The sequence below is a fragment of the Nitrospirota bacterium genome (assembly GCA_030645475.1).
GTDB lineage: Bacteria > Nitrospirota > Nitrospiria > Nitrospirales > Nitrospiraceae > Palsa-1315.
The window spans coordinates 44,689-64,657 of record JAUSMA010000015.1 but is presented as its reverse complement, the minus strand read 5'-3'; the positions used below and the strand labels follow the sequence as shown (position 1 = coordinate 64,657).

15 protein-coding genes are annotated in these 19,969 nt (G+C 57.2%); 14 read left to right on the top strand and 1 reads right to left on the bottom strand.

Annotation, left to right across the window (positions count from 1 at the left end; genetic code table 11):
• Positions 1-1,824, bottom strand: a complete 1,824-nt coding sequence (locus Q7U76_03350; GenBank protein ID MDO8355410.1) for an APC family permease — start codon at positions 1,822-1,824, stop codon at positions 1-3.
• A 385-nt stretch (positions 1,825-2,209) separates the two neighbouring features.
• Between Q7U76_03350 and Q7U76_03345 the strand changes: the two genes are divergently transcribed.
• From Q7U76_03345 to Q7U76_03280, 14 genes are all read left to right on the top strand, one after another.
• On the top strand, positions 2,210-7,054 hold the full coding sequence (locus Q7U76_03345; GenBank protein MDO8355409.1) for a multicopper oxidase domain-containing protein: 4,845 nt from the start codon (positions 2,210-2,212) through the stop codon (positions 7,052-7,054).
• A gap of 132 nt (positions 7,055-7,186) precedes the next feature.
• Positions 7,187-8,128, top strand: coding sequence for a carboxypeptidase regulatory-like domain-containing protein (locus tag Q7U76_03340; GenBank protein ID MDO8355408.1), 942 nt, complete (start codon positions 7,187-7,189; stop codon positions 8,126-8,128).
• Positions 8,129-8,396: 268 nt separating this feature from the next.
• Positions 8,397-8,960 (top strand): hypothetical protein, encoded by a 564-nt coding sequence (locus Q7U76_03335; protein ID MDO8355407.1) that lies wholly within the window; start codon positions 8,397-8,399, stop codon positions 8,958-8,960.
• Positions 8,961-8,967: 7 nt separating this feature from the next.
• Positions 8,968-10,356: a HEAT repeat domain-containing protein gene (locus tag Q7U76_03330; GenBank protein ID MDO8355406.1), complete on the top strand. Its 1,389-nt coding sequence runs from the start codon at positions 8,968-8,970 to the stop codon at positions 10,354-10,356.
• Positions 10,357-10,582: 226 nt separating this feature from the next.
• The gene (locus Q7U76_03325) at positions 10,583-11,377 is read left to right on the top strand and encodes a hypothetical protein (protein ID MDO8355405.1); all 795 of its coding nucleotides are present in this window, start codon (positions 10,583-10,585) and stop codon (positions 11,375-11,377) included.
• 166 nt (positions 11,378-11,543) lie between these two features.
• Positions 11,544-12,533, top strand: a complete 990-nt coding sequence (locus Q7U76_03320; GenBank protein MDO8355404.1) for a methyltransferase — start codon at positions 11,544-11,546, stop codon at positions 12,531-12,533.
• A gap of 26 nt (positions 12,534-12,559) precedes the next feature.
• Positions 12,560-13,276 (top strand): DUF420 domain-containing protein, encoded by a 717-nt coding sequence (locus tag Q7U76_03315; protein MDO8355403.1) that lies wholly within the window; start codon positions 12,560-12,562, stop codon positions 13,274-13,276.
• A 96-nt stretch (positions 13,277-13,372) separates the two neighbouring features.
• Positions 13,373-13,876, top strand: coding sequence for a PCP reductase family protein (locus tag Q7U76_03310; GenBank protein ID MDO8355402.1), 504 nt, complete (start codon positions 13,373-13,375; stop codon positions 13,874-13,876).
• Positions 13,877-13,977: 101 nt separating this feature from the next.
• Complete coding sequence (locus tag Q7U76_03305; GenBank protein ID MDO8355401.1) at positions 13,978-15,015, top strand: hypothetical protein; 1,038 nt, start codon at positions 13,978-13,980, stop codon at positions 15,013-15,015.
• Positions 15,016-15,019: 4 nt separating this feature from the next.
• A complete protein-coding gene (locus Q7U76_03300; protein ID MDO8355400.1) occupies positions 15,020-16,891 on the top strand; it encodes a hypothetical protein in 1,872 nt (623 codons plus the stop codon).
• An 86-nt stretch (positions 16,892-16,977) separates the two neighbouring features.
• Positions 16,978-17,571, top strand: a complete 594-nt coding sequence (locus tag Q7U76_03295; GenBank protein MDO8355399.1) for a DUF3047 domain-containing protein — start codon at positions 16,978-16,980, stop codon at positions 17,569-17,571.
• Positions 17,572-17,591: 20 nt separating this feature from the next.
• On the top strand, positions 17,592-17,990 hold the full coding sequence (locus Q7U76_03290) for a hypothetical protein (GenBank protein MDO8355398.1): 399 nt from the start codon (positions 17,592-17,594) through the stop codon (positions 17,988-17,990).
• Positions 17,991-17,996: 6 nt separating this feature from the next.
• On the top strand, positions 17,997-18,920 hold the full coding sequence (locus Q7U76_03285; GenBank protein ID MDO8355397.1) for an SUMF1/EgtB/PvdO family nonheme iron enzyme: 924 nt from the start codon (positions 17,997-17,999) through the stop codon (positions 18,918-18,920).
• Between the two features lie 5 nt (positions 18,921-18,925).
• Complete coding sequence (locus Q7U76_03280; GenBank protein MDO8355396.1) at positions 18,926-19,804, top strand: SUMF1/EgtB/PvdO family nonheme iron enzyme; 879 nt, start codon at positions 18,926-18,928, stop codon at positions 19,802-19,804.
• The last annotated feature ends 165 nt before the right edge of the window (positions 19,805-19,969 follow it).

Sequence of the window (19,969 nt, the reverse complement as noted above, 5' to 3'; positions counted from 1 at the left end):
TCACCTCGTCAGGTGGAAGGGGACGTCGGTCAGGATGACGCGGTCTTTGAAGAGGAGGGCCCCCTTCAGCAAGAGAGCCCGCTGATTGTGCAGGATGTTCTGCCACCAGCGAGCCGGGAGAATCTCCGGAATCACAACGGTGACCCAGGTGTCAGGCTCTTTTTCCAGGATCTCCTCAATGTAGGTGAGGAGGGAATTCAGGATGGATCGATAGGGCGAGGGCAAGACGATGAGGGTGACGCCGCAGCCCCACTGGGCCCACTGCATCTCGAATTTGGCCGTCTTTTCCGAGTCTACGTCGACCATGACTGCTCGAACTTCCCCTGGCCGGCTTCTGGCATAGTCGACGGCGCGGATAACGGCACGGTTCACTCCGCTGATCGGAATGATCACGATATTACGGCGAGGCATTGGGGGCCGGCTGCCTCGCCGATCGAGCGTGATTTGCTCAGAGACCGCCTTATAGTGCGCGTGGATGCCCCGGAACATCATGATCAGGACCGGGATCAGTACGATGACGATCCAGGCTCCGTGCATAAACTTGGTACTGGCGATGATCGCGGTCGCAATGGCAGTGGCGACCGCGCCGATGCCGTTAATAACGATTTTCTTCCGCCAATGGGGTCCACGTTTGCCCAGCCAGCGACGGACCATGCCTGCTTGCGAGAGGGTGAACGAGAGAAACACGCCGACGGCATAGAGCGGAATCAGTGCGTGGGTGTCACCGCTGAATATGACAATGAGGAAGCACGAGAAGACTCCCAGGATGAGAATGCCATTGGAGAACACCAGGCGGTCGCCCATGAGTTCCATCTGGTGGGGCATGTAGCTGTCGCGGGCCAACAGCGATGCGAGACGTGGAAACCCTGCGAAGGCGCTGTTCGCTGCGAGGACCAGGATCGACATCGTGGAAATCTGTATCAAGTAGTAGAGGAATCCTTCGCCGAAGATGGCGCGCGCCACTTGTGAGACAACGGTTTCATCGTCTTTCGGCAGGACACCCAAGTGATAGGCCATCGTACTGATGCCGAGGAAAAGTACGCCCAGGATGCCCGCCATCGCGATCATCGTGATAGCAGCGTTCTTCGGCTCCGGGGGACGAAAGGCCGGCACGCCGTTCGAGATGACTTCGACGCCGGTGAGTGCCGTACAGCCTGATGAGAAAGCACGGAGCAGGAGAAACAGCGACACCGACTCAACCGCCGTTTGGGTGGCCATGCTCTGGGCGACGACGGGGGTGAGTTGCCCGAACAGGATTTGATACGTTCCTGCAGCCAACATGAGGAGCATGGTCCCGATGAACATGTAGGTCGGGACGGCAAATACTTTTCCCGACTCCCGAACGCCGCGCAGGTTGACCAGGAGCACGAGCAGAATGGCGACCACGCCGAGCACTGTGCGATACGGATAGAGCGCGGGAACTGCGGAGGTGATGGCGGCAATACCGGCCGCCACGCTGACTGCGACGGTTAGGACATAATCGATCATCAATGAGGCTGCTGCAGTTAGTCCCGGCCATTCACCCAGGTTCGATTTTGAGACGATGTAGGCGCCGCCGCCGCCGGGATATTCGAAAATGATCTGGGAGTAAGAAAGAGTCAAAATTCCCAGTAGCAGGATGATCATGAGGCTGATCGGAATCGAGAAATGCGCAAAGGCCAGGCTGGATGGAACGAGGACCAGGAGAATTTCTTCTGTGGCGTACGCGACTGAAGAGAGGGCGTCGGAGGAAAACACGGCCAAGGCTAAGCGCTTCGAGAGCCGCTGGTGAGCGGCTTGCGCGGTCTTCAGTGGATTTCCAACGAGCCAACGTTTAAGTAGCATGGGAATAATTATCGCACAGAAGTAGAGGCTGGCGCACCGAAGAAGAAGGCCTAATTATCGGAGCGCGAAACACCCGCCAGATATGGATGATTTTGACAGGGTGGTGTGTGTGGTTCCGCATGCGATGCGGTATACGGCAGTTTGCCTGGAGTGCCTGAACCCACAGGGGTTGACATGCTATGTGGAATTTCAGTATCGTTCGCCCCTCATTATGAAGATGAACATTTCTTCGTGAGTCGGTAGAGGAATGTGTCATGCGTACGAGTTGTTTATTTTTGCTAGCTGTTTCACTCCTCATCTGAAGGAGGCCGGTCCATTATTCGGTCCATACATACGTCATTCTAGTTTGTAGCTGTTTTTCTCACCAAAACAAGGAGGCCGGTCCATGTTTTTCCGTACGCTACGGGTCTGTGTCCCTACCCGCATGCTTAGCGCGATGGCGGCGGTGGCCCTTCTCGGGGTCCCGCTCGCATCCGCTGAGAGCCCATCGCAGCACGTTGCGATGAATCACCAGCTGCCCGGTTGGGCAGAAAAACTCAAAGGTCAGACGATCGTCGAGGATACGATGGGCGGCAAGCCCGAGCGTTCCGCGATGGTTGAACAGCAGCATCAGCGGATCATGGACCATATGGCCAGCGATCCTCAGCTGCAGGGCATCAATACGGGCATGTACAACACCTCCTCCATGATGCACCAATATGGAGCGGGTGGGCAGGACATGCTCCTGGTGTCCGATCCTCGGGTGGAACCGGTCGCGCTGACGGGCGGCGGGAAGTGCCCGGCCACGGCCCCGGTGAAGCAGTACAACGTCTCCGCGATCAACGTCGAGATCACGCTGAACCAGTGGCTGGATTTCTATCCCGGCTACATGTACGTGCTGGACGAGAATATCGAGAAGGTGCGTGCGGAAGAAACCAAGAATAAGGAAGCGCGCGAGAAGGAAGGGTTCGATCCTGGCGCGATCATTCCAGGTGTACAGGCTCAGTGGATTCAGCCTTTGACGATCCGTGCCAACCAGGGCGATTGCGTCAAGCTCAAGCTTTCGAACAAGCTGGAAGAGGGCGGCGGGTCGGTCAGTTTGCATATCCATGGATCGAGCATGGTCGTGAGCGCCACCGGCGCGGCGGCGACGACGACCAATTCTGATTCGGTCGTCGAGGAAAAGAAGAGCGGCGAGTTCGAGTGGTACATCCACCCGAACACCCAAGAGGGTGTCCGCCAGTTCCATACCTACAGCCAAGACCGTGAGCTGACGGTGATGGGCATGTTCGGGTCTTTCGTGGTCGAGCCCCGCGGTTCGTCCTATTGGGAAGCGCTCGGCAGCGGTGCCGTGACTCCGGCCTCCAGCGGCTGGCAGGTCATGATCAAGAATGGAACCGGTCCTGACTTCCGTGAGTTCGTGCTCTATTACCACGAAGTCGGCGACGAAGCATTCCGTCCCTTGAACAAGAAGGGGGATTTCCTCCCGCAGCGCGATCCTCTGACCGATGCCTACCGTCCTGGTGGCCGTGCGATCAACTATCGCAGCGAGCCGTTCGGCATCAATAACATGCATGTGCAGCACGAGTACTTCGGATTCGAAGACGAGTCGATGGGTTATAGCTCCTATACGTTCGGCGATCCCTCGCCGACGATTCCCCGTTCGTACATCGGCGATCCTGCCAAGTTCCGCTTGGTCCACGGTGGATCGGAAGTGTTCCACTCGCACCACCCCCATGGTGGAACCATTCGCTGGCCGCGCAGCCCGCGGGCGATCGACGACATGAACCTCTGGGCCACCGCCGTGAACGGCCCGGTTAAGTATCCGGTGATTCGTGCGAAGACGGACCGGGTCGACGTCGAAGTCATCGGGCCTTCAGAAGCCCTCGACCTCGAGACGGAGTGTGGATCGGGTCTCTGCCAACAGTTGGCCGGTGACTTCCTCTTCCATTGCCACGTGGCGCACCATTATGTGGCTGGTATGTGGGGCTACTGGCGCGTGTACAACACGATCCAGCAGGGGGACCTCCGGAACGACGTGATGCCGGACCTTCAAGAATTGCCGGATCGCAAGGGCCGGATCAAGACTCCGATCTCGTCGGACAAGTTGGTCGGTCAGACGGTCGATTGGTTCGGAAAGCAGTTCACGATCACCGACAAAGGTAAGAGCAACTGGACCACCAACCCTGCCACCGTCACGGTGAAGGATTGGGTCGCGATGCAGATGCCCACCATGGGCAAGCCTGGCCACAAGGACGATGAAAAGGGCCAGACGGTTTCCTACGACGCGACGGTGTTGGATTGGGCCTGGGACGGCAATCGTGCGATGAGCGAACGAGAGAGCACGATCGACAATCCCAAATACAAGTCCACGCATCCGGGCAAGCGGCATCCGATTATGTTCGAGTCGATGACGGGCAAAGTGGCCTGGCCACACCTGACGCCGCATTTCGGTCGTCGGGTCATGTTCTCCCCGAACCATTCCGGCGCGCCCTGGTTGGAGATGATCCGTCGGGATGCGAACGGCGAGGAGAGCACCGATCAGGCGAAGCCGGGAGAGAACGGCATCTGGAGCCTCTGTCCGGAGAATGCCGGCCGGAAGGATTTCAACGTTCACTTCATTAAGTTGCCGATCAAGATCGCCAAGGCGCAGGGCAAGGAGCCGGCAGTGGTCGATCCGAACGGATTGATCTATGTCCTCCATGAAGAAGAGGCCGCAATCCGGGCCAACGACGATCTGAAGTATCCGTTGGTCGTTCGCGGCAACATCTACGATTGCGTGGATTGGACGCTGACCAGCGAGTGGGACGACGATGACTACACGAATTTCCAGTCATCGAAGATCAATACCCATTGGCATTTCCTCCAGTTCGATAATCAAGCGTCCGACGGTGTGATCACCGGCTTCTCCTATGAGCAGTCGGTCCGCCCGTTCACGATGTTGAAGAAGGACAATAAAAAGGGGTTGCCTGCTCCGATGAACACGGTGCTGACTGCGCCGGCGAAGAAGGGGGCCGCCTCGCTCTCAGTGAAGAACGCAGGTCAATACCATGTCGGCACGCTGATTCTTGTCGGCGCCGATAACGTGAAGGGTAACGAAATCTCCCGTATCAAGGCGATCAGCGGCAACACAATCACCTTGGCGAAGGGATTGAAGAACGATCACCCGGCGAACGACATCATCACGGTGGAGTTCGTCCGTCAGCGGTTCTGGGTCGATGCAGACGTGGGAACCGTGTTCTGGCACGACCATGCATTCGGCGCGACCACCTGGCCGCACGGTGGATTCGGAACCTTCATCGCTGAACCGGTTGGATCGACCTATCATGATGCGAAGACCGGCAAGATGATCCGGAGCGGTCCGATCGCGGACATTCGCACCGTCGAGCCAGTGGGGCACGGGGTGAACAACAGCTTCCGTGAGTTGATGGTGCAGTTGCACGATACCGTGCCGCATACCGTCAACATCGTGACTGCGGGCAATCCTCCTGGGCAGCCGATTGAAGTGGCGCTCGAAGCGGGGAAGACCGTGTCCTTCATGATGCCTGAGAAAATCTATATGACGCCGATGCCCTTCCTGAACGGTGGGACGCACACCACGGGAAGCGGTTTGAACTTCCGGGCAGCTCCAATCGCTCAGCGGTTGGCTACGAACCCGGATGTGTCGCAGGCATTCAACAGCCAGATCCATGGCGATCCGTACACGCCGCTCCTGCGGGCGTACGTCGGAGATACGATGGTGTTCCGGTTGTTGCATACGCTGATGAACGAGACGATGACCTGGACCATCTCCGGCCATACCTTCTTGAGTGAACGGTATGCGGGCGATGCGAACCGGAAGAATTCGATGCACGTCGGAATTGCCGAGCGCTACGACCTCGTGGTGCCGCAGGCCGGCGGACCCCGCTTGCAAGCGGGTGACTACATCCACTTCAACGGACGGTCGTCGAAGTTCTCCGAAGGCGGTTGGGGCATCATCCGTGTCTACGACAAAGAGCAGGCAGACTTGAAGAAGTTGCCGTCAGGGTTCTCCACCAAGGGAGAGATTCCCAAGGCAGTGCCGGTCTGTCCGGCGGATGCGCCGGTGAAGAGCTTCAATGTGCTGGCGTTGGATTATCCTGCGATGAAGTTCAATGCGAAGGCGCCTGAGTCTATCGAAGTGGACTTCGAACGGAAGATTCAAATCAGCAACCCTGAGGCCAAGATTTATGCCTTGGAGGAAGATGCCGCGAAGGTGGCGGGTGGCATGCACCCGATGCCGCTCACGCTCCGTGTGAACGTCGGCGATTGCGTCAAAGTCAATCTGAAGAACAAGATGAAGGACAGCAAGGCGTCCTTCTCTGCCATCGGATTGGCCTTTGATCCGAAGGACTCAATGGGCCTGAACGTCGGCAACAACCCGGGCGATCAGACGATCGCTCCTGGTGCCGAGCGGTCCTATACCTACTACGCGGATCCGTTCAACGGTGAAACGACGTCGTTGGTGTGGGATTGGGGTAACGTGATGGTCAACCCGCGCAACGGGTTGTTCGGAGCGGTCGTGGTCGGCCCGAAGGGATCCAAGTATCGGGATCCGAGGACCGGTGCCGATCTCAGCAACAAGAATTCCTGGGCTGCCGACGTGATCATCGATCGCTCGGTGCCGGGGAATGAAATGCGTCCGAACTATCGTGACGTGGCGTTGTTCTTCCAAGACGAAGATAACATCATCGGCACCAGCTTCATGCCGTATGTGCAGAACGTCGCTGGTCTGACCGGCGTCAACTACCGGTCTGAGCCGTATAAGTATCGTGAGGAGCAGGGTTGCTCGCTGGGCAAGATGTTCCAGCCTTGCAAGGCGGACAAGCCTGAAGATCCAGCCACTCCGCTCATCGAAGCGCATGCGGGCGATCCAGTGCGCATCCATGTGATCGGGGCGAACAATGAGCAGAACGGCATGTTCAGCGTCGAGAAGCATGAGTGGCCGATTGAGCCCTTCATGCGCGGCGCGGATGTGATCAGCGTGGTCGAGTTCTCCGGATCGGAGATCCTCGATGCGTTCCTGCCATCTGCCGGCGGTCCGTACCGCCTGCCCGGTGACTATGTGTACAGCAACCAGCGGTTGCCGTACTCCCAGTCCGGACAATGGGGCTATGTGCGTGTGTTGCCGTCCGGCGATACTCGCTTGCTGCCCTTGCACGGAGCTGGTGCAGGAATGAAGAGCGCATCGGTTGAGCAACCGGTGCAGGCCATTCCGGTCGCAGCGAAGTAAGACCGTCCCTCCTGCCGATCGCAGGAGGTGACGAATCAAGAGAGGGGGGAGGCCTAAGGCCTCCCCCCTTTTTCTTTAGAGCTCCCTTTGGTACGATGCCGAGAATCGTTCCAACTGGAAGGAAATCGTCTCATGCAGAGATATCGTATGTGCACCGCCTTTCATGCTGCGGTGAATGTCGCAGTCATTGTATTCTGTCTGATCTTCTCAGGTACATTCGTCTGGTCCTACGATGTAATCGAGGTCCCTCATGGCGGGACGATTGCAGGTACCGTTGAGTTGAAGGGGGCGCTTCCCGAGCCGAAAGGCTTCAACCTGATCACGTTTCCGGATCCGGTATATTGTGGCCGGATTTCCAACGGTCGGGGCTGGCGCCTGCTCCACGACTTTGTCGTGAGCCCTCAAGGGGGCCTGCAAGACGCCATCGTGTTACTCGAAGGGGTTCAATCCGGCAAGCCGTTTGAAACGTCCGTACCCTTGATCGAGGCGCGTGATTGCAAGTTCCAACCCTTCATGACGATCGTGCGAAACGGGCATGCCGTCGAAGTGATCAACATGGATCCCGTGATGCACGACATTCAAGGCTACGAAACGTCGCTCGAATCCGGTGCGCGTACGTTGTTCAATACGCCGCTGGTGATGAACCAGCAGCACCACCGTGGCGACATCCATGCGACCCACAATCATGCACCGGGAAAGTCTCTGGTTGGCCCGGTGTATCTAAATAAAGGGCGTCGGACGTTCTACATGCAGTGCGGCTTCCATGCCTACATGGAAAGTTGGGCGATGGCGGTCAACAACCCCTACTATGCGCTGACTGACTCGTCCGGAAAGTTTTCGATCGAGAACATTCCTCCTGGCACCTATCAGTTGGTCGTGTGGCATCCGCAGACCGGTCCTGGTGTCACCAAGACGGTCACAATCCAGCCGGACGGTGCATTGGTCGAACGTCTTTCTCTCCTCGCTCCAAAGGGGAATCGTTCCGCCTTTAAGGTGATGGATAATCCCCGTTTCGGCCCGGACACGCTGGGTTACTCCGTCGATATCCAGCCACTCGTCGAGCATCAGCACTAACAGGATGCTGAAAAGGTCGGCCAGCATCGTTCTCGGCTCATCGAAATCCTCAACGGGGACCCGGCCGCCTCACCACTCGGCGGCGCGCACAAACGTGGTGCTCCTTATTCGTCGCACCGTGCGCCCCCGAGGGTACGCCTCCTGTTTCGATTCGCCTGCGGCCTTGCTGGACAGACATTTTGAGCATCCTGTGAGAGTTAGGCTATGGAATAAGTCCTGGAGGTGGGGGCTCTGCCTCTTGCTGGCCCTGTACCTGGGGCAGGCGAGCATGCCTTGGCATGTCCTGGCTGACGATGCGGCTACTCCATTAGTGGAGTTCTCCGGCTTATTGGTCAAGAAGATCAAGGGGAAGCAATACCAGGCGCAAGTGTTTGCGAAGGGCGACCGGTTGCGGCTGGAGTACAAGTATGCGATTCGAACCGAACGCGGGTATGCGGCGATCGAAATCATCCGGCTGGATAAATCCGAGACCTGGTATCTGCTGGCCCAACAGAAGGAATTTCTGGTGACAGGGCTGGACCCTGACGATCTGCTCCCGGTTAGTCAGGCCTTACCGGGTGAGCAGGAGCGAATCCTGGTCGGTGACGCGACGGCCGCCGGTCGCACCGCGAAGCTGTTCGAAGTTCAAACCGACCACCATGGCCGGGTCGAGCGGTTTTACGAATGGGTCGACGTGGAAACAGGCGTGGTCTTGAAGCTCGTCAGTCGGGATCGGGAGTGGTCGTTTGAGTATGAACGGTTTAGACTGTCCCCTCAGCCGGCCTATTACTTTGAAGAGCCGCAGGGATATAAAAAGCGCATGGCGGCCACTGTGCCGCAAGGACGGGGGTAGCGAGACGATGGGTGAATGGAATTGGAGCAGGCGGTCGGGTCGTCATTGGTATCTGTTCACCGCGATGGCGGTTGCCTGGTTGACGGTGTGGAGTGGCGTCGATCAACCGGTGTTGGCTGCCGGAACGTCATCGGTGCCCAAGGAAGCGCAAGAGGCGTACGAGAAGAAACAGTATGGACAGGTGATTGATCTGTTGGCCAAGTTGGAGAAGGAGCAGAATCTCAGCCCGGACGTCCGACGGCTGAGGATTCACTCCTTTCTTAAACTGGCGAATCCCAAGGACGCGCTCGGTGAGTACGACAAGTTGGAGCTTGCGCTCAAGCACGATGAGATCCCCCTCCTCCGAGAGGTGGCGCTGGGGTTCATCGTTGTGATGGTGAAGGACATGCGCGATCAAATGCGCGGGGCTGCGTACACTGCACTCAAAGAGGTGGATTCGGACGAGGTCGTCCCCTATTTTGAGGATGGGCTCAGCGATGGTTCAGGCCCGGTTCGGGTTCTTGCCGTCGAGGGGCTCGGGCGATCCGAGGCCGGTCGGAAATCGACGAAATTGCGCGCGGCGATCGAGGATCAAGCAGGATTGGTGAAGGCGCGCGTGGTGAAAACGCTCGGTCGAACGGGAGATCCAGGCGTCATGTCGTTAGTCGAATCAGCGACCAAGGACGAACTGAGCACGGTTCGTATCGCGGCCTATGCGGCCTTGATCAGGCTCGGCAAGAAGGAGGCTTGGACTCAATTGCATCAGGCCGCAGAGTCGCTGAATCCTGAGGATCGAGCTGACGCGATTCGCACGATCGCCGACTTGAACGACCAGCGAGGCGTCCCCATCATGATCGAGTCGTTGACGTATAAACAACCCTCCGTTCGCGGTGCGGCGGCCAGGGGGCTTGGGCATCTCGGACGAAAAGAGGTTCGGGGGCAGATTGAGCAGCTTCTGAAGGACCCTATCCCGGGCGTGCGGGAATCGGCGGTGGGGAGCTTGGCGGATCTGGGAGGGACTGAATCAGTGCCGGCACTCACGCAGGCGCTCGGTGACGGCAGCTTTACCGTCCGTGCCTCAGCAATTGCCGGGTTGCTCCAACTCGGCCAGCCCTACTCGACCGTGGCGCCTACCGTACAATCGCTGGCCCAACAGAACGATACGGCTATGCGTGCTTCTGTGGCCTATGCCCTTGGGAAGGCAACCAAGGCCAATGCTCCGGGGGCGATCGCCCTGTTAACCAGTTTGACGGCTGATCCGCTTCCCGGTCCGAAGATCGTGGCACTCCGATCGCTTGGGCATGTGGGGGACCGTGAGCTGGTTCCCCTCATGAAGGAACTACTTCATGACACCAACGATGCCGTGCGAGCCACTGCGGCAGGAGCGCTGTTGCACTTGCTTCAACAGAAGAAGTAGATTTATCCAACGGATAGGGCGACCCCCTTGTTTCAGATTGACAGGGTAGGGTAGAGTTTTGTATACAGACTCGGCTTGAGACTAGCCTCGCCAATGCGAATCTCAATTATGTTCGAGTCACCAGGGCGGAATGCGTTCCCGTTTCCCCTCATGGCCGGTGGTTAGGAGTTAAGGGAACGAGAGCATCAACGCAGCAGTTATTTGTCCATCACAAGGAGGCAGTCATATGAAGAGTGCGTTATCAGTTATATTAGGCGTGGCAGCCGTCGCGTTTGTCGCGGCGCCTCTCACCTCGTTTGCAGGCGGAACCATTGCCGGCAAAGTGACCTTTGCAGGCAAGTCTGAGCAAGGCGAATTTTCTTTCGCGAAGTTCCCCAACCCCAAGTTTTGCGTGAAGAATCCCAACAAGGCGTTGATCGATGGGGACAAGCGCTTCTTCAAGAAGATTGAAGTGGGCAAGGATGGCGGTCTCAAGGGCGCCGTCGTAGCCGTTGTCGATATCGAAGACAAGGCCTTCATGGATGCCTATGCCGGCACCGAAGCCGTAGCGGAGTTCTGCGAGTTCCTTCCGTTTACCGGTGTGGTGGTGAACAATAAGTCTTTCAAAGTTGAAAATCACGACGCCGATGCCGATGACCCAAAGTCGGTCCAGGGTGTGTTGCACAATCCTCATAGCTTCGTGGTGAAGGGCTCCAGCTCGGCCACCGGCTTCAACATCGCATTGGCCAAGAAGGGCGACAAGCTCGATAAGCCAGTGGTGTTCCGTGGCGGTGCAGAGAAGGACGGCTTCTATCGTTTACAGTGCGACCAGCATGAGTTCATGCAGGGCTTCTTTCTCCCGGTGTCGAATGCGCATTTTGCCGTGGTGAAGGAAGATGGATCGTTCGAGCTCAAGGATGTGCCGGCTGGCAAGCACAAGATTGTGGCCTGGCATCCGTTTGCAGCCAAGGGCAAGAAGGTTGAATTTGACGTGGACGTGACCGAGGGCGGAACTGCCACAGTCAAGGCTGAAATCAAGTAAGCCAGCGTTGTGTCTTCGCGGGGTCACCCGCAATCAAAGGGCAGCGGAGCAATCCGCTGCCCTTTGTGTTTGTACAGAGTGCTGCGTCCGGTCAGCTGCCTTGCCTTTCAGTTTCCGATCTAGGTAAGATGCCGACTTTCAAGGCAATTTTCCTGATAGGAGTGGTGTGTCACGAGAACTCTCGCTCGCAGAAATTTTCCAGCTGGGGTACTACTGGGAGACGAAGATTCTATTGACGGCCATTAGGCTGGATGTGTTTTCCGCCTTGGATGGGAAACGGAAAACCCTTCATGACGTGGCCGGTCGTCTTGGCGCCCATGAGCCGACATTGGGACTCTTGTTGAATGCCCTTGTTGCGATGCGGCTGTTGGAAAAGGACGGGGATTCCTACGGAAACTCGACGGCTGCAGCCACGCATCTGGTTCGCAATTCTGCTCAATATATCGGGCATCTTCTCCTGCTTCACGATGCTGAATGGGACAACTGGGGCAAGCTGGAGCAGACGATTCGCACGGGACAGCGGTCTGTCGATCGGCATGTCTTTGAGACCGATCCTGAGTTAGGCCTCAACGTGCTGGCGGTACTTCATCGAATCGGGCAGCAGAGCGGGCCGGATTTCGCCAAGCGGCTGCAGCTGAGCGGGCCGGTTCGGCTGCTGGATTTGGGAGGCGGAGCCGGGACGAATGCGATTGCCTTCTGCCAGGTCTACCCGGAATTGACGGCGACGGTGTTCGATTTACCTGCGACGCTTCGGCTCACGGAACGAACGGTGAAAGAGGCTGGCTTGGAATCGAGGATTTCGTTGCAGTCAGGCGATTTTAACAAGGATGGACTTGGTGGACCCTACGATGTCGCTCTGATGTCCGATATCCTGCATTACCAGGATTTTCCGACGAACGCGGCATTGGTCAAGAGGGTCTGGACCCATTTGGCGCCAGGCGGCCGTTTAATCATCAAGGATCGATTCCTCAATGAGACAGGCACCGGTCCGGCCTGGACCACCGCCTTCGCGGTGCATATTCTGGTCAATACGCAGCGGGGCGGTTGCTATAAGACGGCAGATGCGATGCAGTGGATGAGCGAAGCCGGCTTTCCAACTGTGACAGAGCTGGAACCGACAGCGGTTGTGCTGGGTACGAAGTCCAGTCAGGCCTGAGAGCCGAGTACGCGGCAAGGAATATTATGCTTGAATGGCTAAAACAGCCTGGTTTTTTTGGCACCCATGCCACGGTCGGGGCGGACATGAGCCAGCTCATGGCGACGTTCTTCACGGGGCTCTTCGTGATCGGCTGGATCCAGGCGCGGAGACGGCGGGCAGATGCCCATCATTGGATGATGCTGGGCGGGATGATCGCCATGGTGGCCTTCTTCATGAGCTACTATTTGTTTCGTCAATTAGGCGTGTTGGCCTTTGAGGGGAAAGAAGGTTTTGGCGGGTCGCAAGCGCTCTACGATTATGTCTTCATCCCTGTTCTGACCGTGCACATCATTCTGGTCATTCTCGGATTGATTATGGCGATCTACATGATCGTGCTGGGTTTCCGTTCCCAGCAAGTCATCGATGGCGCTCGTTCGCTCAAGGAGACGCTGCTCCTGACGACCTGGAGGAAGGTCGGGGTGATCTTTGGGAGCGTCACGGCCCTGGTAATGTTCTTGTTCTTCTCGCGCGTGGCCACCGCCGGATTCTCCATGCGCAAATTCGAAGTCTATCTCAGCCTGTTGCTGCTGATCGCCATCGTATTTTCGGTCGAGATGACGATTCAGCGGATCTGGCCGAACGGCGCGCGGCGGCATCGGGCACTTGGGCTGTTTACGATGATCGTGTATTGCGTCCTCTTTGTGACCGGTACCACCACCTACACCATGCTGTATCTTCTCTATCCGGGAAAGATCGGGTAGTGGGGCCAACGATGAATGGTGAGCGATGAGCGATGACCTAAGGACGGCCTCTTTACTCAGCACTCAGCACTCAGCACTCAGCACTGAGGCCCCGTTATGCTGACCTGTGGCTGTGGCCGCTGGATGCATACCGAGGGGGTTGAGGAACGTTCCTACGATGATGGAACGCCCCAATGGTTCATTCGGTCGGAATGTCTCGGCTGTGGGCTGAAGGTCGGTGTCGATGTTCCTGCCGGCCAACCGGGCGGGTTTGTCGATCGGACGATGTGGACCGATGATGCGCTGCATCGGCTGGACCGTATGCCGCCCTACCTTGCCCCGCTCGTGCGCGGTGAGGTGGAACAGGATGTGCGGGTCAGAGGAGAACGGGTGGTCACATACGACACGTTGCTTCGGCCTCGGACCGGCGAACGGATCGAGTGGGAACCTGAGGCGGAACGTCGATTGGATAGAGTGCCGGCACCGGTTCGTGCGATGGCCCGTATTGAATTGGAGCGGACTGTGGCCGACCGCGGCGAGACACGAATTACCGTCGCGTTGATGGAAGAAGTGAAAGCGCGTTATTTCGGAATGGGCTCCAAAGGCAGCGCAGAACGTTGAACGCTGAATGATGAACGACAGAAGAGAATCGTCAAGAGTTCTCTTTCTCGCTCATGGCTCATCGCTCCACGTTTATCGTTGAATTTTACATGCTGCATCGAATGGCATTGCGAGTATTGCCAAGCCTGAGTCTTGTCGTCACGGAAGATGTGGTGCGCAAGCAGAAGCGGATCGTCATGTTTGTGCCTGGCTTGGTGGCGTTCGTGGTCTATCGGTTGGCTAAGCTGCTGGTGCCACTATCAGAGCCGGTCGTGTTGTTGCTGGTCAGCGGTCTTGTTGCGGTGGTGACGGCGCTGTCTGCCTATCGCGTCGGTCGGGCTACGGCATGGGGGAAGATCCTCCAAGAGGATGGGCGTCGTCTGTTGCTCTGGCTCGGCGGCTGGATTGGATTTGTCTACGGGGTCCAGTTGTCCCTGTTGGTCTTGGCGCTGTTGTGGCTCGTGGGATATGACTATCTCCAACATCCGGATGGGCCGGCCATGATGGCCATTATCATTTCCTGCACCGCCGTCGCGCGCGACGCGTTTGAGATTGGCCATGTGCGGAAAATTGCTCTCATGGGCCGTCCGTTTCCCACGTTCCCAGATGGAGCAGCCCTTCGCACGCTGGTGCAGAGTCATGGGATGGAACTGGCCCCCTGGGTTGGAGTTGGCCTCATCGTCGGTGCTGTGGGCGCTTCATTAGGACAGTTCGTCGAGGGAAGTCAGGGAGCGGCGCTGGTCCAGTTGTCTGCTGTGGCGTCGTTGGGAGGCGGAGTCGCGCTCTGTGCCTATTTCGGCGGGCTTCGTCCAGACGCGTCATGGACTCAAGGATTGTTCCAGACGAAGGCCAGTGAATTGCTGAAGTACTGGTGGTGGCCTGGACTGGCCTTTGCCGCGACGTACTATCTCGTGGCGGCAGGATCGGTCATTTTTCTCTTGCGACAGCCTGGCATTCCCACTGCCTACGCCATGGTCGGTGGCGGGTGTGTGACGGGCATGATGGCGCTGTATTGTTATTATCTCGGGTTTCGCCGGCAGGTCGAAGAACAACAGGGACTGACGATCTCGAGTGCCTTGCTTCGCTGTCCCTTTGTGATGGGAATTCTTGGCAAGTCGACCGGTGCAGGCATCTCCATGACGGCTGGTTCAAAGGGTTAAGCCTATGGCCATGAAAAAAAGAACTCACGGGGCGTTCTGGTTTGTTGCCCTGATCGCGATTGTGCTGGCTGTTTCCTGGATCGGCTGGGGTGGTCAGAGCCAGTCCTTTGCCGAGGATGCCACCGACCTCTACTTCAAGACACCTGGCGTTCCCCAGGGGCCGCCGGCTCCTTCTCCTCAAGAGACGGTTTATTCGAGGATCGGTTCGTTCGACAGCCGATTGCTCGTGTGGTTTGTCACGCAACAGCACACGTATTTCGGAGGGTTTGTCCTCGCACTGCCGATCTTTTGTGTCTTGCTGGAGTTCCTGGGGCTCAGCAGTAAAAAGCCTGCGCTGGCCCTTCGTTATGATGGCCTCGCGCGAGATTTGGCAAAAGTCTCTCTCCTGGCTCTGTCGGTGACGGCTGTGGTCGGGAGCCTCATGCTCGGGATGTTCATCTTCTTCTATCCCAGTTTCATGAAGTATATGGGCGGGACGTTCAAGGCCTTCATGCCGTTCTATGCGATCGTGTTCGTCGGGGAATCGCTGCTGCTCATTCTCTATTACTACAGTTGGAGCCGGATGGCTGCGCCGGCGCTGAAGTGGGGGCATGCCTCGATCGGTGTCTTGACGAACCTGTTCGGGGCCGCGCTGCTGTTCTTGGCGAACTCCTGGTCGGCCTTCATGATGGCGCCGGCCGGTGTCGATGCCAAAGGGCGGTTTCTGGGCAACGGATGGCATTTGCTCCATTCGGCGCTGTGGAATCCATTAAACGTCCATCGTTTCCTGGCAGACATTATGTCCGGCGGTGCGGTGGTGTTGGCCTATGCCTGCTATCGCTTCTTTACCAGCAAGACCGATGAAGAGCGCGCCTATTTCGACTGGGTGGGGTATGTGTTTCTGTTCGTCACGGTCTGCGCGTTGTTACCCATGCCCTTTGCCGGCTATTGGTTGATGCGGTCGGTCTATGCGTTTAGTCAGAGCATGGGCGTCACGATGATGGGCGGCTTACTCACCTGGCTCTTCGTGGTGCAGGCGCTCTTGATCGGCGCGTTGTTTCTTGGCGTGAATTATTACCTATGGCAGAGCATGGCGCGCCTTCGTGGCGGTGAACGGTATCAGCCGTATTACCAGTCGCTGCTCGGGGTCTTGATCTTAGCCCTGTTTATTTGGCTGACGCCGCATACCGTCATGATGTCGGGCAGTGAGGTGAAGGCGATGGGCGGTTCGTCGCATCCCGTAGTCGGCAACTATGGCGTGATGTCGGCGAAGAACGGCGCAGTCAATATCTTGATTCTCGTGACCACACTGAGCTTCATCTACTATCGGCGCGCAAATCGAACGATGGTTGTCTCCTGGGTGAAGAAAGGAAACTTTCTGATCGGCGCGCTGTTTCTGGTCGGTGCACTCAACATTATCTGCCTCTCGGTCTATGGGTTCTATCTGCCGGCGAAGCTTCGCGTCGGGTTGTCGTCGCCGCAGGCGGTGACGACGTTCACGGTTCTGGTGGGCGCGCTGGTGATCAATCGCATGATGCTCAAGGGGGCGCTTATTCGTGGGCCGGTCCAATGGGGGAAGATATCGGTCAGAGGCATGGTGGGCCTATTCGGATTGGCGGCTGCCTTCTCATGGGTCATGGGTCTCATGGGGTATATTCGTTCGTCCGGGCGGTTGGCTTGGCATGTGAGTGAGGTGATGGCCGATGTTTCTCCCTGGGCCTTTACACCGGATCTGGCGTTTGCGGCGAAGATGGTGACGCTCAACATGGTGGTGTTCTGGGGAGCGGTGTTCGCGCTCTTCTGGATGTGCCAGCGTGATCAGTTGCCCGTGATGGGAGAAGACTTGGTCGAAGGAAATGCGACGGTTCTGGCGCCGTCGTCGTCGCAAGAGGCATGAACAGCGAAAGGGTTGCGCGTATGAGGCGAGGGGCGATAATTCGACGATATCTCGCAGTCGGGCTGGTTATCTGTGGAAGCTTCGTGATGCAGGGTGCGATCTCGGCCCAAAACCCATCTTTGGTTCTGGAGGATTTTCAGGCAAAGGAAACGGACGGGTTCCCATCGAATTGGGATCATGAAAATCAGCGAAGTCAGTCCAAGGGGCGGGATGCCTATAAGGTTCAGACTGAGAACGGTGTGAGTTTTCTGGCGGCGAAGGATGCAGGACAGAGAATCAAGAAGAAGAAGATCGATTGGGACCCGAAGGCGTTTCCGGTCTTGACCTGGCGCTGGCGCCTGCATAAATCCGCTACGGCAGGAACGGAACCGATTGCAGCGATTTACGCCTCCCTGGATACGGATCTCATGTTCATCCCGGTGTTCACGAAGTATATCTGGAGTGCCTCGAAGCCTGAGGGGACGGTGACCGAAGGGGGCATGTTCAGCGGCTCGGAGATCGTGGTGCAAAGCGGCACCAAGGATGTCGGTCAGTGGTTTGAAGAGCGCGTGAACGTCTACGAAGATTTCAAGCGGATTCACCAGCATGAGCCGGCGGCGAAAGCCTGGGGTATTTCGATCATTGCCGGGCCTGGGGTGGAAATCGACTTTGGATCGATGGTTGCGAGCGCAGGCCGTTAAAGAAATGAGTTGTCATTAGCATGACCGAGTCTGGTACGGAACAAGTTGCACCCCGTGCGATGCTCGATATCCTGTTTGGCGTGGCCGTCATGGGAACAGTCGGAACGCTCATCGGGGTCATTATGGGTGGCGGTATATTGCCGCTTGCGAGTGGGGCGGGGCTGGTACTTGGCGGAGTCATCGGGTTTATGGGGGGACGGCGCTTCCTGGTGAGTATTTTGGTAGGAACGCTGTTGGGCGGGGCGTTGGCCTGGTTCATTGCCGGGCCGGAGAGAATATCCGTTGGCGCGGGGGCCGGCGCCGCCATGGGTGGATTTCTGGGTGTGCAGATCTCGATGTTGCTGGATATGTATGCGGCCAAGAAAGCCGCATCTGAGCCGGTCGATCCCTCCGTGTCACGCACAATCGAAGGAGCATGAGACGCGATGGAAAATAGGGGAGTACTCATCGGTTCGATCATTTTTGTCTTTGCGTCGTTCTTCCTGATCATCAGCTTGCTGGTCTATGAATCGTACAAGGCGAAGAAGATGAAAGAGCTGGTTCTGTCGATCAAGACTGAGTCTCGTCCTGCGCCGAGCAGTGCCCCTTCGCTGGATTACTCCATGTATAAAACAAAGATGGGCGATGAGGGCCGCGAAATGGTGCAGATCCCCGAAGGTCCGTTCATCATGGGCAGCAAAGATGGTGATCCAGACGAAGTGCCGGAGCGTCAAGTGTTTCTCAAGGGGTTCTTTCTCGACAAGAAAGAGGTGTCGCAAGAGGAATATGCCCGGTTCGCTAAAATGACCAAGCGGCCCTTGCCGAAGATCGAGGTGTTTGAAGACGATCAATCCAAGCTGCTGAAGCCGGAGTTTGCGGCGATGAGCATGTCGTGGGACGAGGCGGGGGCCTATTGCAAATGGGCAGGCAAGCGGCTTCCCACGGAAGCGGAATGGGAAAAGGCCGGCCGTGGCGAGGGGAAGCGGAAGTACGCGTGGGGCGACACCTTCATGAATGGCCGCGCCAATGCCAATGTGGATGGGAGTGAAGATGGCTATCGGTATCTCGCGCCTCCCGGGTCGTTCGAGTCCGGGAGAAGTCCCTATGGAATCTATGACATGACGGGGAACGTCGCGGAATGGGTCGCGGATTCGTACGATGAGCATTACTACCAGAAAGCGCCCTACCGTGACCCGAAAGGGCCGGACGATGTCGATTTGAAGGTGGTGCGTGGGGGGTCGTGGCGAGAGACTGAGCATAACGCCCGGCTATCCAAACGATTTGCGGCGAAGCATTGGCGGACGGATATTACGATCGGGTTTCGATGTGCGAGCGATATGGAGATTGGCGACAGCCCCTCGGCGTCATAACAGACATGCTTGAAAGTAAATTTAAGATCGCGTTTCTTCTTACCGTCCTCGTGTTTGCTGCGCTTCCCATCCTGGCAATCATCCGTGGCACCACGCTGACTCCATTTGAGGATCCTCCAAGCAATTCCACGGATGCAACCCCGTCAGAGCCGCTCGATTCCTCTCAGGTTACTCGTGAAGAGCCGGTCCGGGAAGAGATGGTCTCAATTCCGGCAGGGCCCTTCATCCGCGGGACCGATCATGACGGATTTGACGAACGGCCGCAGCGCACGCTGGTGCTGGATGCCTTTGCCATTGATCGGTACGAAGTGGCCAACTTTTATTACCAGCAATTTGTCGATGCGACCGGCCACCGCAAGTCTGGTCCTCCTTCCCGCTACGCCAAGAACATGAGCAGGATGCGTGGCATCAATCAGCCCGTGGTGTACGTGTCATGGGAGGATGCGGAAGCCTATTGTCATTGGAAGGGGAAGCGGCTTCCCACTGAGGCGGAGTGGGAGAAGGCGATGAGAGGAACGGATGGCCGTCTCTGGCCCTGGGGTAATGTGGAGCAGCCCAACGGAGCGAATTGGGCCAGGGTGCAGGATGGTCATGATGTCGCCGCGCCTGTCGGTGCCGTTCTGACCGATAAGAGCCCGTACGGTGTCATGGATGGAGCAGGAAATGTGATGGAGTGGGTGGCCGACTGGTACGCGGAAAGCTATTTTAAGGAGACTCCCGAACGAAACCCTCAAGGCCCTGAGTTTGGCACCTTTCGGGTGCTTCGAGGGGGAGGATACGCGACCACGGGGGCTGATATTCGTATCACCAGTCGGAGTAAAATGGTTTCCGACTTTCGCGATGAAACGATCGGATTTCGCTGTGCGGTTTCAGGCATGAAATAAGAGTAGAACTTGAGCCTGAAACCATGAAAAATCTACAACAAATCAAAGTGGTAGAGAATGAGGAACACGGCCAAAATTATATTGACAACCATACCGGCCAAAACTATAATGTCGAACACTTTTGAGTTTGCAATCATCGATTTTCCCCTGATATTTCGTGTGCGG

Coding starts and splice junctions, on each gene's coding strand:
- Q7U76_03310 (MDO8355402.1), top strand. CDS start 13,373: ATGCTGACCTGTGGCTGTGGCCGCTGGATGCATACCGAGGGGGTTGAG.
- Q7U76_03290 (MDO8355398.1), top strand. CDS start 17,592: ATGACCGAGTCTGGTACGGAACAAGTTGCACCCCGTGCGATGCTCGAT.
- Q7U76_03330 (MDO8355406.1), top strand. CDS start 8,968: ATGGGTGAATGGAATTGGAGCAGGCGGTCGGGTCGTCATTGGTATCTG.
- Q7U76_03325 (MDO8355405.1), top strand. CDS start 10,583: ATGAAGAGTGCGTTATCAGTTATATTAGGCGTGGCAGCCGTCGCGTTT.
- Q7U76_03300 (MDO8355400.1), top strand. CDS start 15,020: ATGGCCATGAAAAAAAGAACTCACGGGGCGTTCTGGTTTGTTGCCCTG.
- Q7U76_03285 (MDO8355397.1), top strand. CDS start 17,997: ATGGAAAATAGGGGAGTACTCATCGGTTCGATCATTTTTGTCTTTGCG.
- Q7U76_03315 (MDO8355403.1), top strand. CDS start 12,560: ATGCTTGAATGGCTAAAACAGCCTGGTTTTTTTGGCACCCATGCCACG.
- Q7U76_03305 (MDO8355401.1), top strand. CDS start 13,978: ATGGCATTGCGAGTATTGCCAAGCCTGAGTCTTGTCGTCACGGAAGAT.
- Q7U76_03280 (MDO8355396.1), top strand. CDS start 18,926: ATGCTTGAAAGTAAATTTAAGATCGCGTTTCTTCTTACCGTCCTCGTG.
- Q7U76_03350 (MDO8355410.1), bottom strand. CDS start 1,824: ATGCTACTTAAACGTTGGCTCGTTGGAAATCCACTGAAGACCGCGCAA.
- Q7U76_03345 (MDO8355409.1), top strand. CDS start 2,210: ATGTTTTTCCGTACGCTACGGGTCTGTGTCCCTACCCGCATGCTTAGC.
- Q7U76_03335 (MDO8355407.1), top strand. CDS start 8,397: ATGCCTTGGCATGTCCTGGCTGACGATGCGGCTACTCCATTAGTGGAG.
- Q7U76_03295 (MDO8355399.1), top strand. CDS start 16,978: ATGCAGGGTGCGATCTCGGCCCAAAACCCATCTTTGGTTCTGGAGGAT.
- Q7U76_03340 (MDO8355408.1), top strand. CDS start 7,187: ATGCAGAGATATCGTATGTGCACCGCCTTTCATGCTGCGGTGAATGTC.